This is a genomic window from Kitasatospora acidiphila (assembly GCF_006636205.1).
GTDB lineage: Bacteria > Actinomycetota > Actinomycetes > Streptomycetales > Streptomycetaceae > Kitasatospora > Kitasatospora acidiphila.
In genome coordinates this window covers 5,930,851-5,945,989 of the sequence record NZ_VIGB01000003.1, presented here as the reverse complement: position 1 = coordinate 5,945,989, position 15,139 = coordinate 5,930,851, and the positions used below count along the sequence as shown (strand labels likewise).

Below are 15,139 nucleotides of genomic sequence, written 5' to 3'. Positions count from 1 at the left end.
GCAAAGACTTGGCAAAGCCTGCGGCTCAGACCCCGGCCGGGACCGGGGCGTGACGCGCCCTCAGCTCGTCCACCACGGCGTCGACCTCGGCCTCGGGCACCAGCGGCAGCATCATCGCCACGCCCTGCAGCAGGCCACCGAGCAGGAAGGTGGTGTCGGCGGTGCCGGCCACCAGCGCCCGCACGACGGCCGCGTCGCCCCCGCGCACCGCCTCGATCAGCCGGGCCGCGTCCACCGACTCCTCGTCCACCGCGACCCCGACCTCGCCCTGCGGTGCCCGGCGGGCCAGCCCGCGCAGCACCCGGTCGCCGACCTCGGGGGCGTAGGCCTTGCGCACCGCCTCGGCGGCGATCCAGGTGAGCAGGGTGACCACCGCGCGCTCGTCCTCCCCGGCGAGCAGCTCGTCCAGTTCGTGGTCGAAGGCGAGCTGGTTGCCGTGCCGGAAGGCCAGCAGCAGGGTCGCGGCCCGGCCCTTGGCCTCCTCGACCCGCTGTGCGGGGAGTTCGCCGGCCATTGTCTGCGTTCGCGTCATGCCATGTCTTCCCGTCACCGCCGTTGATCGGGACCGCCATTGCACGCGGTCACCACCGATCGCAACTGCAGCTCACCGTATACGGCGAACCTTCCAAGAACACCGAAACATGGCCGAGTGTTGTTCCCCGAGAATGCGAATCCGATCATTTTCTGGCGGTCGGTGGAATTCGGCTGCTAATCGGTCTGAGAAGCATCCGGAAACGGCCGAGGCCGCACCCGCCGGAGCGGGTGCGGCCTCGGGGCGCGCGATCGGGGCCGGTCAGGCCTCGGGCAGCGCGGCGAGCTGGGCGGTGATCCGGGCGATGTCCACCTCGGCGGCGGTCTGCCGAGCGCGGATCTTGACCACCACGTCCTCCGGAGCCTTGGCCAGGAAGCCCTCGTTGCCGAGCTTGCCGCTGGTCTGGGCCAGCTCCTTCTGGGCGGCCGCGAGGTCCTTGGCGAGGCGCTTGCGCTCGGCGGCCACGTCGATGGTGCCGGACAGGTCCAGCGAAACCGTGGCACCGGCCACCGCCAGCGAGGCGGTCGGCGCGAAGCCCTCGGCCGGCTCGGTGAGGCGCAGCAGCGAGCGGATCGCCTCCTCGTGGGCGGCCAGCCCGGTGCCCGTCAGATCCAGGGCGGCCGGGACCTTCTGGCCCGGCTTCAGGCCCTGGTCGGAGCGGAAGCGGCGGACCTCGGTGACCACCTGCTGCACGGTGGCGATCTCGGCCGAGGCCTCCTGGTCGCGGTAGCCGCTGTCCTTCGGCCAGGGGGCGACCACCACCGACTCGGCGCCGGTCAGCGCCGTCCAGAGGGCGTCGGTGACGAACGGCACCACCGGGTGCAGCAGCCGCAGCATCACGTCCACGACCTCGCCGAGCACCCGGCGGGCCGCGTCGGCCTGCGGGCCGCCCTTGGCCAGGGTGGTCTTGGAGAGCTCGAGGTACCAGTCGAAGACCTCGTCCCAGGCGAAGTGGAACAGCGCGTCGGAGAGCTTGGCGAACTGGTAGTCGTCGTAGAGCGCGTCGACCTGGGCCACGGTCTCGTTGAGGCGGGACAGGATCCAGCGGTCGGCCGCGGTCATCTCCTCGGGGGCCGGCAGCGGTCCCTCGACGGTGGCGCCGTTCATCAGCGCGAACCGGGTGGCGTTCCAGATCTTGTTGCAGAAGTTGCGCGAGCCCTTGACCCAGTCCTCGCCGATCGGCACGTCGGCGCCCGGGTTGGCACCGCTGGCCAGGGTGAACCGGACCGCGTCGGCACCGTAGGCGTCCATCCAGTCCAGCGGGTCGACCGCGTTCGGGTTGGACTTGGACATCTTCTTGCCGAACTCGTCGCGGACCAGGCCGGTCAGCGCCACGGTGTGGAACGGCGCCTTGCCGTCCATCGCGTACAGGCCGAACATCATCATCCGGGCGACCCAGAAGAAGATGATGTCGTGGCCGGTGAGCAGCACGTCGGTGGCGTAGAACTTCTCCAGGTCCGGGGTCTGCTCGGGCCAGCCCAGGGTGGAGAACGGCCACAGGCCGCTGGAGAACCAGGTGTCCAGGACGTCCGGGTCCTGGGTCCAGCCCTCGCCGGTGGGCGCCTCGTCGTCCGGTCCGACGCAGACGACCTCGCCGTTCGGGCCGTAGAAGACCGGGATCCGGTGGCCCCACCAGAGCTGGCGGGAGATGCACCAGTCGAACATGTTGTCGACCCAGTCGAAGTAGCGGCGCTCCAGCTCCTTCGGGTGGATCTGCACCCGGCCGTCCCGGACCGCGTCGCCGGCCGCCTGGGCCAGCGGCTCGACCTTGACCCACCACTGCAGCGACAGGCGCGGCTCGACGACGGTGTGGCAGCGCGAGCAGTGGCCCACCGCGTGCATGTAGGGGCGCTTCTCGGCGACGATCCGGCCCTGCTCGCGCAGCGCGCCGACCACGGCCGAGCGGGCCTCCAGCCGGTCCAGGCCGAGGAACGGGCCGTGCACGGTGATCGCGCCGTGCTCGTCCATCACGGTCAGGCTGGGCAGGTCGTGGCGCTGGCCGATGGCGAAGTCGTTGGGGTCGTGCGCCGGGGTCACCTTGACGGCGCCGGTGCCGAACTCCGGGTCGACGTGGGTGTCGGCGACCACCGGGATCTCACGGTCCGTCAGCGGCAGCTTGATGGTGCGGCCGATCAGGTGCTGGTAGCGCTCGTCGTCCGGGTGGACGGCGACCGCGGTGTCGCCCAGCATCGTCTCGGCCCGGGTGGTGGCGACCACGATGGAGTCGTCACCCTCGCCGTAGCGGATCGAGACCAGCTCGCCGGGGCTGTCCTCGTGCTCCACCTCGATGTCGGAGAGCGCGGTCAGGCAGCGCGGGCACCAGTTGATGATGCGCTCGGCACGGTAGATCAGGCCGTCGTCGAAGAGCTTCTTGAAGATGGTCTGGACGGCCTTGGACAGGCCCTCGTCCATGGTGAAGCGCTCCCGGCTCCAGTCCACGCCGTCGCCGAGGCGGCGCATCTGGCCGAGGATCTTGCCGCCGTAGTTCTCCTTCCACTCCCAGACCTTCTCGACGAAGGCCTCGCGGCCCAGGTCGTGCCGGGACAGGCCGGACTCGGCGAGCTGCTGCTCCACCTTGTTCTGGGTGGCGATACCTGCGTGGTCCATGCCCGGCAGCCAGAGCGCCTCGTAACCCTGCATCCGCTTACGGCGGGTCAGGGCGTCCATCAGGGTGTGCTGGAAGGCGTGGCCCAGGTGGAGGGCACCGGTGACGTTCGGCGGCGGGATGACGATGGTGTACGGGGGCTTGTCGCTCTTGGCGTCGGCCTCGAAGTAACCGCGGGCTACCCAGCGCTCGTACAGCTCGCCCTCTACCTCGCCGGGGGCGTAGGTCGTCGGAAGGGTGGCTGCGTTGTCCCCGGACGGGTGGTCGGCGGGGCGCTGGTTCGTCATGTCGGTCACGACCCACAGTTTACGGAACCGCGCGGGCCCCCGAGTACGTCGGTGCCGTACGGTAGCGTGCCGTCCCTCGACCGGGGATCCGGGTCGCCGGATCAGCCCGGCGGGCGGACCGCACCGGCGAGTGATTTCTGGGAGGGAACGCCGATGTCCGAGCAGAACCCGTTCGGTGCGCCGCCACCGCCCGCCTCCGGCTACGGCCAGGGCGGCTACGGCCACCCCGCCCCGAACTACGGGCAGTCCGGCGGGTTCGGGCAGCCGCCGGCGTACCAGCAGCCGGGCGGCTACGGCCAGCCCCCGGCCTACGGTCCGGTGCCGCCCCAGCCGCAGCCGGCCACCGGCTGGCCCGCCGCCGGCGGCTACGTCCCGCCGGCGCCGCCGCCCAAGAAGAGCCGCAAGGGCCTCGCCATCACCCTGGCCGTCGTGGTCGTCGCCATCGGCGTGGCGTCGGCGGTGCTGATGTCGGCGGTGGCCGACAAGGCCGCCAAGGAGGGCACCCAGAAGGTGGTGCTGCCGCAGTCGTTCCAGGGCCTGACCAAGGAGGACGGCAACCCGCTGGCCCAGAAGCTGAAGGACGCCTTCACCAGCGGCCAGTCGGACCAGAACCTGGACGGCGAGGTCGCCACCGTCTACAACAAGCTCCTCTCGGACCGCGCCGTGGTGGTCTACGGCGGCTACGGCAAGATCTCCTCACCGAGCGCCGAGGAGACCAGCTTCTGGAGCAGCTTCGAGCTGGCTGCCGTCGGCAAGGGCGGCACGACCGGCCCGCGCACCCACCCCGACCCCGGTCCCCAGGGCGGCAGGATGAGCTGCGAGGACCTCACCACCAGCACCAAGGAGACCGACGCGGTCTGCATCTGGGTGGACAACAGCTCGCTGGTGGCGATGCAGCAGACCACCCTCAAGAGCGGCCCGCCGACGCTCGACAAGGCCGCCTCCGACCTGCGCGCGTTCCGCGCGGTCGCCGAGGTGCCGAAGTAGCCCGAGCAGCACGAAGGGGCCCCGCGGATCCGCGGGGCCCCTTTCGCGTCTGATGACCGACGAAGCGTCAGGCGCTCTTGTCGCGCCGCTCGCGCTTGATCATGTCGCGCGGCACCAGGGTCGGGATGGCGTGCTTGGAGACCACATCACCGGTGACGACGACCCGGGCGACGTCCTGACGCGACGGCACCTCGTACATCACCGACATCAGCACCTCCTCCATGATCGCCCGCAGCCCGCGCGCGCCGGTGCCGCGCAGGATCGCCTGGTCGGCGATCGCCTCCAGCGCGTCCCGACTGAACTCCAGCTCCACGCCGTCCAGTTCGAAGAGCTTGCGGTACTGCTTGACCAGCGCGTTCTTCGGCTCGGTGAGGATCTGCAGCAGCGCCTCGCGGTCCAGGTTGTGCACGCTGGTGATCACGGGGAGGCGGCCGACGAACTCCGGGATCATGCCGAACTTGACCAAGTCCTCCGGCATCACCTGGCGGAAGTGGTCGCTGGCGTCGCTCTCCCGCTTGGACCGGATGGTCGCGCCGAAGCCGATGCCCTTGGCACCCGAGCGGCCCTCGATGATCCGCTCCAGGCCGGCGAACGCACCGCCGACGATGAAGAGCACATTGGTGGTGTCGATCTGGATGAACTCCTGGTGCGGGTGCTTGCGCCCGCCCTGCGGCGGCACCGAGGCGGTGGTGCCCTCCAGGATCTTCAGCAGCGCCTGCTGGACGCCCTCACCGGAGACGTCCCGGGTGATCGACGGGTTCTCGCTCTTGCGGGCCACCTTGTCGATCTCGTCGATGTAGATGATCCCGGTCTCGGCCTTCTTGACGTCGTAGTCGGCCGCCTGGATCAGCTTCAGCAGGATGTTCTCGACGTCCTCGCCGACGTAGCCGGCCTCGGTCAGCGCGGTGGCGTCGGCGATCGCGAACGGCACGTTCAGCATCCGGGCCAGGGTCTGCGCCAGCAGCGTCTTGCCGGAGCCGGTCGGGCCGAGCAGCAGGATGTTGGACTTGGCGAGCTCGATGGCGTCGTCGCGGTTGCCACCGCTGCGCCCGGCCTCGCCGGCCTGCACCCGCTTGTAGTGGTTGTAGACGGCCACCGAGAGGGCCTTCTTGGCGAGGTCCTGGCCGACCACGTACTGGTCGAGGAACTCGTAGATCTCGCGCGGCTTCGGGAGCTCCTCGAAACGCACCTCGGAGGACTCGGCGAGCTCCTCCTCGATGATCTCGTTGCAGAGATCGATGCATTCGTCGCAGATGTACACGCCTGGGCCGGCGATCAGCTTCTTCACCTGCTTCTGCGACTTGCCGCAGAACGAGCACTTGAGCAGGTCGCCACCGTCTCCGATGCGTGCCACGAGGTGCTTCCCCTTCGCCAGGGGCCCCGCGGGGGTTCCGGGGCCTGGTGCTGTGGACCCGACGGCCACCCCCAGCCGGGGCGCTCAGGTCTCGGTATCCGACGGTACTCTGCCAACTCACGGAATCGGCCGTCTTCGACTGCTCTGCCCTACGCCCTCGGCGAATTGATACCGAACAGATGCCGTCGTGTCGGGGCCGGAGCCCGGCAGGCGGGGCGTACCGGCTGGTACGCCCCGCCCGGGTGGAACTCGGGTGGTGCCACTCGGCTCAGTCGCTGAGCGAGGCCTTGCGGGTGGAGACGATCTGGTCGATCAGGCCGTACTCCAGGGCCTCCTCGGCCGTGAGGATCTTGTCGCGCTCGATGTCGTCGCGGACCTTCTCGATGGGCTGGTTGGAGTGCTTGGAGAGCATCTCCTCCAGCTGCTCGCGCATCCGGAAGATCTCCTTGGCCTGGATCTCCAGGTCGGAGACCTGGCCGCGGCCGGTCTCGGTGTACGGCTGGTGGATCAGGATCCGGGCGTTCGGCAGCGCGAGCCGCTTGCCGGGGGTGCCGGCCGCCAGCAGCACGGCGGCGGCCGAGGCGGCCTGGCCCATGCAGACGGTCTGGATGTCCGGCTTGACGTACTGCATGGTGTCGTAGATCGCGGTCAGCGCGGTGAAGGAGCCGCCGGGCGAGTTGATGTACATCTGGATCTCGCGATCCGGGTCCATCGACTCCAGGCAGAGCAGCTGGGCCATGATGTCGTTGGCCGAGACGTCGTCCACCTGCGAGCCGAGGAAGATGATGCGCTCCTCGAACAGCTTGGCGTACGGGTCGTACTCGCGGATGCCCTGCGAAGTGCGCTCGACGAAGCGCGGAACGATGTACCGGCCCTCGGCACGAGCGCCGAGGTACTCGCCGGCGGGAGTGTTGGGGAAGGTCATGGCGGGTTGGTCCTCCGGATGCGTTTCCGACGTGGTGGGGTGCTCGGCCAGGGCGGTCAGGCGCCGGTGCCGCCGCCGCCGGGAACATCCGCGGCGCTGTGCATGATGTCGTCGATCAGACCGTAGGCCTTCGCCTCTTCGGCGGTGAACCAGCGGTCGCGGTCGGAGTCCTTGGTGATCTGGTCGAAGGTCTGACCGCTGTGGTGCGCGATCAGCTCGGACATCCGGCGCTTCATCCGGAGCAGCTGCTCCGCCTGGATCCGGATGTCGGTCGCGGAGCCGCCCAGGCCCGCCGACGGCTGGTGCATCAGGATCTCGGCGTTCGGCAGCGCGAAGCGCTTGCCCGGCGTGCCCGCGGTCAGCAGGAACTGGCCCATCGAGGCGGCCATGCCCATGGCGATGGTGACCACGTCGTTCTTGATGTACTGCATGGTGTCGTAGATCGCCATGCCGGCCGTGATCGAGCCGCCCGGGGAGTTGATGTACAGGTAGATGTCCTTCTCCGGCTCGGCGGCCAGGAGGAGGAGCTGGGCGGTGATCTTGTTGGCGATGTCGTCGTCGACCTGCTGGCCGAGGAAGATGATGCGCTCGCCGAGCAGCCGGTTGTAGACCTGGTCGCCCAGGCCGCCGAGCACGTCACCACCGGCCGCGCGCGGCGTCATCAGGCCAGGCATCTGAATCTGCGGGAACGTCACTTAGCCACCTGCTCAGTCGGTTTAGCTTGCTTTCGTCGACCCTAACGCTCAGCCGGAGCCCGGGAATCCCTCACACAGAACTGTTCGCTGTCAGCGCAGGTGCCGTGGTACGGGAACGGGCCCGGACGCGTGCAGCGTCCGGGCCCGTTCAGGCATCGCGTGGCGACCGGGCTCAGGCCTCGGTCGACTCGGTGCTCTCCTCGGCGGCGGCCTCGGTGGTGGCCTCGGCGGCAGTGTCCTCGGCCGCCTCGTCATCTTCGTCGAAGTTGACGACCTCACCGTTGCTGTCGGTCACCGTGGCGGCCTCGACCACCAGGGCCAGCGCCTTGCCCCGGGCGACCTCGCCGACCAGCAGCGGAACCTGCTGGTTGGAGACGATCTGCTGGGCGAACTGGTCCGGGGTCAGGCCGGAGCCGGCGGCGCGGCGGATCAGGTGCTCGGTGAGCTCCTGCTGGTCGACGCCCACCTCCTCCTTGGCCACGATCTCGTCCAGCACGAACTGGGTCTTGATGCCCTTCTTGGCCTGCTCCTCGGTGTCCGCGTCGAACTCCTCGACGGTCTTGCCCTGAGCGGCGAGGTAGCTCTCCAGCGTCTGGCCCATCGGCTGCAGCTGGTGGTGCTCCAGGTTGTGCTTGCGGGTCTCGACCTCGTCCTTGAGGAGCTTCTCCGGGAACTCGATCTCGATCTTCGCCAGCAGGGCGTCGAGGACCTTCTCCTGGGCCTGCGTGGCCTGGTCGAACTCCTTCATCCGGCCCAGTCGCTTGACCGAGTCGGCGCGCAGCTCCTCCAGGGTGTCGAACTCGCTGGCCAGCTGGGCGAACTCGTCGTCCAGCTCGGGCAGCTCCTTCTCCTGGACCGCGGTGACGGTGACGGTCACCTCGGAGCTCTTGCCGGCCTGGGAGCCGCCCTTGAGCTCGGTGGTGAAGGTCTTCGCCTCGCCGGCCGACAGGCCGATGACGGCCTCGTCGATGCCGTCCAGCAGGCGGCCGGAGCCGATCTCGTAGCTCACGCCGGTGGCGGTGCCGTCCTCCGGCACCTCGCCGTCGACCTTGGCCTCCAGGTCCACCACGACGATGTCACCGGCGGCGGCGGCGCGCTCGACGTCCTTGACCGACGAGAAGCGCTCGCGCAGCTGCTCGAGCGACTTGTCGATGTCCTCGTCGGTCACCGCGACGGCGTCGACCTCGACCGAGATCTCGGCGAAGTCGGGCAGGGTGATCTCCGGACGGACGTCCACCTCGGCGGTGAAGGTCAGGCCGTTGGCGTCGAGGTCCTCGACGCCCTTGATGTCCGTGATGTCGGGCTGACCGAGGACCTCGACCTTGTTCTCGTCGACGGCCTGCGTGTAGAAGCGCGGGAGGGCGTCGTTGACGGTCTCCTCCAGCACGGCAGCGCGGCCGAACCGCTGGTCGATGACCCGGTTCGGGATCTTGCCCTTCCGGAAGCCGGGAACCGTGACCTGCTGGTTGATCTTCTTGTACGCCGCGTCGAGGCTGGGCTTGAGCTCCTCGAAGGGCACCTCGACGGTGAGTCGAACCCGGGTCGGGTTCAGAGTCTCGACGGCGCTCTTCACGGTTAGGTCTCCTATGGGGCTTGCGGTCGGCTTGTCTGGTCCGGACCGAGTCCCCTCGCGGGGCCGCGGGCCGGGCAGACGGGTGATGAGCCACCTGGTGCGGCATCTCCCGTATGGGGTGGACGGCGAGCGACCCGGCCCCGGTCAGGGGCTGCTTGGGGACTCTGTCACCCTGGGCGGTCGGCCCGAGGGCCGGGACCACCAGCGAACCATCCTACCGGGTACCACGAAACTGGCTGGTCGGGGTGACCGGATTCGAACCGACGGCCTTCCGCTCCCAAAGCGGACGCGCTACCAAACTGCGCCACACCCCGCATTCACGCGAGAGAGAGCGTACACGGCGTCGATCGTCGGTTCGCAGATATTCGACAGCCCACCGGATCGGGTACGCTGTTCCCCGTCCACACGGACCGGCGGGTGTAGCTCAATGGTAGAGCCCTAGTCTTCCAAACTAGTCACGCGAGTTCGATTCTCGTCACCCGCTCTCGCAGCACCGACGGCCCCGGCTCCCAGCGAGCCGGGGCCGTCGGCGTTTCCGGCCCGTCGACCACCAGGGCCTTCACAACTGGAACATGGCGGCTCGACCCCGCTAGCCTCGACAGACGTTCGATTGCGGTGAGGGAGGGCGGGCCGGTGGACGCCGAGCAGCGGCTGGCGGTCATACAGCGCGGTGTGGTGCGCGAAATGGCCCGCTACGACCGGGAGTTCACCATCGACGGCGCCGTGGTGCGCGGCCCCGGGACCACTGCGGTGGCGATCCGCGAGCACGCCGGGGAGGGCGGCGGCAGCGGCCATGTGGACCTCGGGTTCGTGCTCCGGCTGGGCAGCGCCGACGCACCGGTGGTCTGGGACTGCGCGGCGGGGCTGGGCACCACCGAGACCGAGAAGCTGGACAGCGCGGTGCGGATGTGGGCCGGCACCACCGCGGCCGCCGTGGTCGAACTGCTGGACCACCGGGGCCGCTACGGCGACCACCGCCGCATCGCCGAACTGCCCGGCTGGCACGCGGTGCAGGGGCCGGCCACCGTGTTCGGGTTCCAGAGCGAGCGGTTGACCGGCTGGCTGGGCGAGCACGAGCTGCTGCCCGCCCTGGCACCGGCACTGGCACCGGAACTGACCGACCCGCGACTGAACGGCGTGAAGCTCTTCTTCGGCGGCCGGGCCGGCGACGAGGTGGCCGAGGTCAGGGTGAACGGCACGGTCTGCCCCGCCGCCTCCCGGGCACTGGGCGCACTGGACTGGCCGCGCGCCGAACGCTTCTGCTGGGCGCGGCTGTTCGTGCTGCTGACCGCCGAGGGCGGCACCCTGGCGGCGGTGCGGACCGCCGAAGCCGAGCCGCCGGCCGTCGCCACCGCCGAGCCGGCCCGGGCCGAGGTCGATGCGCGGACCGTTCGCCGCGGCCGGCTGAGCCGTTGGTGGCAGGCCAGACGGGCGGGGCAGTAGGCCGCCCCGCCGCTACGTCAGTGCCGCTACGTCAGTTGGTCATCTTGCCCAGCGTGTTGGCGACCGAGGTCAGGAAGTCCTGGATCGGCTTCGACAGCTGGGTCGACTGGTTGAGCATGAAGCCGAAGAGCGTGGCCACGATGGCGTGCGGCCACTTGATGGACCCGGAGCGGATGAAGATGATCATCATCACGCCGAACAGGACCAGCGCAGAGACGGAGAGTGCCACCCGGACTCACTTCCTCACATGTCGTGGCGGAACGGACCACGGCCTGCCCGAAGGTCCCCGCGGCGGCACCCGTCGGCCCCAAGCACACCCGATCGCCCCCGAGTTCCGGCCAGTCCCGCCCGGACTCAGTGTGGTCGACCGTGCCGACTGCGTAAAGGACTTGCCAGTGACGCGTGCCAAAAGTCCTGCGATGTGGGACGAGTTTCCGCCGACCGAGACGATAGCCGACGAAACCTGACGGTCCGTCGGCCGGGGGTGCCCGACCGGGCCGTTCGTAGACCCACCGCCGGTTCGTGACCGCTGGGGAGATTGGCCGAAGATCACCACTGGCCATTGACATTCACTTGCGCAGTCGCTTGAGCGTCAACGGGCTCGGTGCGGGCGGGCCTCAGCGGCGCCAGAGCAGCAGCACCGCGCGGTCGTCGTTGATGTCCTTGGCCACCGTCTCGATCAGCCGGCCCGCCGCACCGCCGCTGTGCTGCCCCAACTGGCCGCCGGCCACCAACCGGTCGGCCTCGCCCATCAGCCGGTCCATGCCCTCGGCCAGATCCCGGCCCGGCGCCTCGACCATCCCGTCGGTGCAGAGCATCAGCACGTCACCGGGGCCCAGACGGCCGCGCACGCCTTCGAACTTGGCCCCGTCGTAGAGGCCCAGCAGCGGACCCTCGGTGGCCTCCTTGCTCTCCCAGCGCCCGGCCCCGGCGAGGCGCTGCATGCCCGGCAGATGGCCGGCCGAGAGCAGCTCGTACTCCCCCGTGTCCAGGTCCAGGGCCAGGTGGACGGCGCTGGCGAAGCCCTCCTCCCAGTCCTGGCGCAGCAGGTAGCCGTTGGCCGCCGGCAGGAAGTCGTGCGGCGGCAGCGAGCCGAGCAGCCCGCCGAAGGCCCCGGAGAGCAGCAGCGCCCGGGAGCCGGCGTCCATGCCCTTGCCCGAGACGTCGGCCAGCACGACTTCCAGCATCCGCCGCCCCGGCCCCGTGCGGGCCGCCACCACGAAGTCGCCGGAGAAGGACTGGCCACCGGCCGGGCGCAGCGACATGTCGGCGTGCCAACCGGTCGGCAGGTCGGGCACCTTGCTCTGCACCTTGAGCCGCTCGCGCAGGTCGAAGAGCATCGAGCCGCCGCTGCGCCAGGGCACCCCGACGCGGCTGCGGAACTGGGCGAGCAGCAGCCCGGCCACCCCGACCGCGCCGACCACCAGGGCGGCGCCGGGCGTGACCCCGAAGACATAGGCCTCCGGGCGGTCGCTGGCGGCCCGCTCACCGGTGTGGATCACCGACTCGGTGGACAGGCCGAGCGCCGCGGTGGCGTAGAGCAGCACGAGCGAGACCGGGCGCAGCAGCAGCGCGCCGGCCAGGATCGGCAGCACCAGCGCGGTGGGCGGCACCCAGGCCGGCAGCCAGACGTTGAGGGTCACCAGCAGCGGCACCAGGAGCAGCAGCACCGTGAAGGCCAGCCAGTCGGCGCCGTCGCCGCGGAAGTAGTCCACGCCGGTCCGGCGCATGGTGCGGCGGGCCCGGTAGAGGCGCTTGCGCAACCGGGCCGTCAGGGGGTCCGCGGGGGCCGCCCCGTTCGCACTCGTCTGGGGCCTGGAGCCCGGTGTGCTGCCAGCCATGGGCCCCGACCTTATCCAGCGGGAGCCGGTCGCGTCGACGGCCGTTCACCTGAGCGCCGCCGGGGCGCACGGTTTCGGCCGGGCGTACCGGGCCGCCAAAGGCTCATCAGGCATCCTTGGGAGGCAAGTTGGGGCGCCCGCGGTCCCGGGCGCGCCGGGGGTTGCGGGCCCGCGCCCGCGCGCCGCACGACCGGAAGGGCTCGCGGCACGCGTGTACGAGTGATAGCTGTGTCATATGACACAGTCCTCGGAAGCCCGCTCCTCGGCTGCCAGTTCCCTTGCCGGCCATGACGCGCTGTCCCTGCGGACGCTCAAGGCCGCCGAGTGGGATGCCTGGTACGACGCGCTGGAGGTGGCCTTCGGTGAGGACGAGAGCCCGGAGCGCCGCGCCCTGTGGCAGGCGCTGACCGAGGTCGACCGCTCGCTGGGGGTGTGGGACGGCGACATGCCGGTCGGCGGCGCCGGCGCCTACTCGTTCCGGATGGCGGTACCGGGCGGCGCGCTGCTGCCCGCCGCCGGGGTGACCATGGTCGGGGTGCTGCCCACCCACCGGCGGCGCGGGGTGCTCACCGCGCTGATGCGCCATCAGCTGGACGAGGTCCACGAGCGCGGCGAGTCGCTGGCGGTGCTGACCGCCTCCGAGCCGGCCATCTACGGCCGCTACGGCTACGGCCTGGCCACCTGGAAGCTCGGGGTCACGGTGGAGCGCTCCAGGGTCCGGGTGGAGCGGCCCGAGGACGGCCGGATCCGGCTGCGGCTGGCCGACCCGGCGGCGGCCTCACCGGCCTGCGAGCGGCTCTACGGCGAGCTGGTGCCGCGGCGCCCGGGGATGCTGGCCCGGCTCCCGGGCTGGGAGCGGCTGCCGTTGCTGGACCCGCCGAGCGAGCGGGAGGGCCACACCCCGCTGCAGTGCGTGCTGGCCGAGGACGGCGCGGACGGCACCCTGCTCGGCTTCGCCCGCTACTCGACCCGGATGAGCTGGGGGCACGCCGGGCCGTCCGGCGACGTGCGGGTGCGCGAGGTGCTGGCGTCCGCTCCCGAGGCGCGGTCGGCGCTCTGGGCCTACCTGCTGGACCTGGACCTGACCGACACGGTGGTGGCGGCCAACCTGCCGGTCGACGATCCGCTGCTGCACCTGGTCTCCGACCCGCGGCGGCTGCGCTCGCAGCTGTCGGACGCGCTCTTCGTGCGGCTGGTGGAGGTCGGCGACGCGCTGCGCTCCCGGCACTACGCGGCGCCGGTGGACCTGGTGCTGGAGGTGGCGGACGAGTTCTGCCCGTGGAACACCGGGCGCTGGCACCTGCATGCCGCGGGGCCCGAGAAGCCGGCCGCCTGCGAGCCGACGGAGGCGCCGGCCGACCTGGCGCTCCCGGTGCGCGAGCTGGGCTCGGCGTACCTGGGCGGCGTCTCACTGGCCGCGCTGGCGGCGGCCGGGCTGGTCCGGGAGCTGCGCCCGGGGGCGCTGGCCGAGGCCTCGGCGGCGTTCGGCTGGCCGGTGGCGCCCTGGCTGCCGCACAACTTCTGACAGGCCCTGGCTGCCACTCGACTTCTGGCAGCCAGGGTCCCGGGTGTGCCTCAGCCCTGCTGCGGGTGGTGGGCCGGGATGGGGGGCAGCTCGCCGGTGGCCTCGTAGACGTTGAGCATCTCGATCCGGCGGGTGTGCCGGGGCTCGTTGCTGTACGGGGTGGCGAGGAAGATCTCGACGAACTTGGTCGCCTCCTCGACCGTGTGCATCCGGCCGCCGATGCTGATCACATTGGCGTTGTTGTGCTCGCGGCCGAGGGCGGCGGTCTGCTCGCTCCAGGCGAGGGCGGCCCGCACGCCCTTGACCTTGTTGGCGGCGATCTGCTCGCCGTTGCCCGAGCCGCCGATCACGATGCCCAGCGCCTCCGGGTCGGCCGCGGTGCGCTCGGCGGCCCGCAGGCAGAACGGCGGGTAGTCGTCCTCGGCGTCGTAGATGTGCGGGCCGCAGTCGATCGGCTCGTGGCCGGCCTTGGTCAGCCACTCGACGAGGTGGTTCTTCAGTTCGTATCCGGCGTGGTCGGAACCCAGGTAAACGCGCATGGCCATGAGTCTGGCACGCCCGGGGCCCGGTGCCGCCGAAGCCCCCGGCACCACGTCAGGTCAGGCCCGCTTCCCCAGCAGCTTCCAGGCCAGCGGCAGCGCGCCCATGGCGACCGCCGTCTTCAGCGCGTCGCCCACCAGGTACGGGTACAGGCCCAGGTCGGCCGCCTTGGCGAGCGAGAGGTGCAGCGAGGCGGCCAGGTAGGGCACGCCGACCGCGTAGATGGCCAGGTTGCCGAGCACCATCACGCCGGCGGTGCGCACCGGGCCGCGGTCGGCGCCGCGGCGGGCCAGCAGGCCGGTGAGCGCGGCGGCCAGCACGAAGCCCAGCACGTAGCCGAAGGAGGGCATCGCCCAGCCCGAGCTGCCCTCGGCGAACCACGGCAGGCCCGCCACGCCGGCCAGCAGGTAGACGGCGAGCGCGGCGGCACCCCGGCGGGCCCCGAGGGCGGTGCCGACCAGCAGCGCGGCGAAGGTCTGCCCGGTGACGGGGACCGGCGAGCCGGGGACGGGGACGGAGAGCTGCGCGGCCAGGCCGGTGAGCGCGGCACCGCCGCCGACCAGGGCCAGCTCGCGCAGTGCGGCGCCGAGCCAGCTGTCGGCGGCGGGCAGCAGGTCGGCCAGCACCGGGCGGGACGTGAGCGGGGCGGCGGCAAGGGCCATCGGAGCCTCCAAACGGTTGAATAAGTAAACGTTCGTGAACTTACGCTTCCCGATCTTGAGTTTCGATACCACTATCGACAAAGCCGAGCCGCCTTCGCTTGTGAGGTTCACACCGGCCGTTTCACTATCCAGACACGGCCACCTACGCTCCGCAGTGTGGTGGTCCGGAT

General features: G+C 70.8%; 13 protein-coding genes and 2 tRNA genes. 4 read left to right on the top strand and 11 right to left on the bottom strand.

Going from position 1 to position 15,139, the window contains the following annotated elements; translation table 11 throughout:
* Positions 1–25: 25 nt before the first annotated feature.
* Together E6W39_RS28125 and E6W39_RS28120 are read right to left on the bottom strand one after the other, a co-directional pair.
* Positions 26–532, bottom strand: a complete 507-nt coding sequence (locus E6W39_RS28125) for a hypothetical protein (RefSeq protein WP_141635873.1) — start codon at positions 530–532, stop codon at positions 26–28.
* 261 nt (positions 533–793) lie between these two features.
* A complete protein-coding gene (locus tag E6W39_RS28120; RefSeq protein ID WP_141637995.1) occupies positions 794–3,424 on the bottom strand; it encodes a valine--tRNA ligase in 2,631 nt (876 codons plus the stop codon).
* 153 nt (positions 3,425–3,577) lie between these two features.
* Here E6W39_RS28120 and E6W39_RS28115 point away from each other — a divergent pair, with 153 nt between their 5' ends.
* A complete protein-coding gene (locus E6W39_RS28115) occupies positions 3,578–4,411 on the top strand; it encodes a resistance to Congo red protein (RefSeq protein ID WP_141635872.1) in 834 nt (277 codons plus the stop codon).
* 67 nt (positions 4,412–4,478) lie between these two features.
* Here the strand turns inward: E6W39_RS28115 and clpX are convergent, their stop codons facing one another.
* The 5 genes from clpX to E6W39_RS28090 all read right to left on the bottom strand — a co-directional run bounded on the left by clpX (position 4,479) and on the right by E6W39_RS28090 (position 9,272).
* A complete protein-coding gene (clpX, locus tag E6W39_RS28110; RefSeq protein ID WP_101380304.1) occupies positions 4,479–5,765 on the bottom strand; it encodes an ATP-dependent Clp protease ATP-binding subunit ClpX in 1,287 nt (428 codons plus the stop codon).
* Positions 5,766–6,033: 268 nt separating this feature from the next.
* A complete protein-coding gene (locus E6W39_RS28105; protein WP_141635871.1) occupies positions 6,034–6,690 on the bottom strand; it encodes an ATP-dependent Clp protease proteolytic subunit in 657 nt (218 codons plus the stop codon).
* A gap of 56 nt (positions 6,691–6,746) precedes the next feature.
* A complete protein-coding gene (locus E6W39_RS28100) occupies positions 6,747–7,352 on the bottom strand; it encodes an ATP-dependent Clp protease proteolytic subunit (protein ID WP_101384999.1) in 606 nt (201 codons plus the stop codon).
* A gap of 205 nt (positions 7,353–7,557) precedes the next feature.
* Positions 7,558–8,958 (bottom strand): trigger factor, encoded by a 1,401-nt coding sequence (gene tig, locus E6W39_RS28095; protein WP_141635870.1) that lies wholly within the window; start codon positions 8,956–8,958, stop codon positions 7,558–7,560.
* 237 nt (positions 8,959–9,195) lie between these two features.
* A tRNA-Pro gene (locus E6W39_RS28090) sits at positions 9,196–9,272 on the bottom strand.
* A 99-nt stretch (positions 9,273–9,371) separates the two neighbouring features.
* Between E6W39_RS28090 and E6W39_RS28085 the strand changes: the two genes are divergently transcribed.
* Positions 9,372–9,442: transfer RNA gene (locus tag E6W39_RS28085), tRNA-Gly, on the top strand.
* 149 nt (positions 9,443–9,591) lie between these two features.
* Positions 9,592–10,401 (top strand): DUF6348 family protein, encoded by an 810-nt coding sequence (locus E6W39_RS28080; protein WP_141635869.1) that lies wholly within the window; start codon positions 9,592–9,594, stop codon positions 10,399–10,401.
* Positions 10,402–10,432: 31 nt separating this feature from the next.
* Here the strand turns inward: E6W39_RS28080 and E6W39_RS28075 are convergent, their stop codons facing one another.
* Both E6W39_RS28075 and E6W39_RS28070 read right to left on the bottom strand, forming a co-directional pair.
* Positions 10,433–10,630 (bottom strand): hypothetical protein, encoded by a 198-nt coding sequence (locus tag E6W39_RS28075; RefSeq protein WP_101380308.1) that lies wholly within the window; start codon positions 10,628–10,630, stop codon positions 10,433–10,435.
* Positions 10,631–11,018: 388 nt separating this feature from the next.
* Entirely contained in the window at positions 11,019–12,242 is a 1,224-nt protein-coding gene (locus E6W39_RS28070) for a PP2C family protein-serine/threonine phosphatase (protein ID WP_141635868.1), read from the bottom strand.
* A gap of 235 nt (positions 12,243–12,477) precedes the next feature.
* Between E6W39_RS28070 and E6W39_RS28065 the strand changes: the two genes are divergently transcribed.
* Positions 12,478–13,767, top strand: a complete 1,290-nt coding sequence (locus E6W39_RS28065; protein ID WP_141635867.1) for a GNAT family N-acetyltransferase — start codon at positions 12,478–12,480, stop codon at positions 13,765–13,767.
* A 50-nt stretch (positions 13,768–13,817) separates the two neighbouring features.
* On the opposite strand, the gene E6W39_RS28060 is transcribed toward E6W39_RS28065, so the two are convergent.
* Together E6W39_RS28060 and E6W39_RS28055 are read right to left on the bottom strand one after the other, a co-directional pair.
* Positions 13,818–14,306 (bottom strand): ribose-5-phosphate isomerase, encoded by a 489-nt coding sequence (locus E6W39_RS28060; RefSeq protein WP_141635866.1) that lies wholly within the window; start codon positions 14,304–14,306, stop codon positions 13,818–13,820.
* A 60-nt stretch (positions 14,307–14,366) separates the two neighbouring features.
* On the bottom strand, positions 14,367–14,969 hold the full coding sequence (locus E6W39_RS28055) for a biotin transporter BioY (RefSeq protein WP_141635865.1): 603 nt from the start codon (positions 14,967–14,969) through the stop codon (positions 14,367–14,369).
* Positions 14,970–15,139: the final 170 nt, after the last annotated feature.

Coding starts and splice junctions, on each gene's coding strand:
- E6W39_RS28115 (WP_141635872.1), top strand. CDS start 3,578: ATGTCCGAGCAGAACCCGTTCGGTGCGCCGCCACCGCCCGCCTCCGGC.
- E6W39_RS28055 (WP_141635865.1), bottom strand. CDS start 14,969: ATGGCCCTTGCCGCCGCCCCGCTCACGTCCCGCCCGGTGCTGGCCGAC.
- E6W39_RS28100 (WP_101384999.1), bottom strand. CDS start 7,352: ATGACGCCGCGCGCGGCCGGTGGTGACGTGCTCGGCGGCCTGGGCGAC.
- E6W39_RS28060 (WP_141635866.1), bottom strand. CDS start 14,306: ATGCGCGTTTACCTGGGTTCCGACCACGCCGGATACGAACTGAAGAAC.
- E6W39_RS28120 (WP_141637995.1), bottom strand. CDS start 3,424: ATGACGAACCAGCGCCCCGCCGACCACCCGTCCGGGGACAACGCAGCC.
- E6W39_RS28125 (WP_141635873.1), bottom strand. CDS start 532: ATGACGCGAACGCAGACAATGGCCGGCGAACTCCCCGCACAGCGGGTC.
- E6W39_RS28105 (WP_141635871.1), bottom strand. CDS start 6,690: ATGACCTTCCCCAACACTCCCGCCGGCGAGTACCTCGGCGCTCGTGCC.
- E6W39_RS28070 (WP_141635868.1), bottom strand. CDS start 12,242: ATGGCTGGCAGCACACCGGGCTCCAGGCCCCAGACGAGTGCGAACGGG.
- E6W39_RS28065 (WP_141635867.1), top strand. CDS start 12,478: ATGACACAGTCCTCGGAAGCCCGCTCCTCGGCTGCCAGTTCCCTTGCC.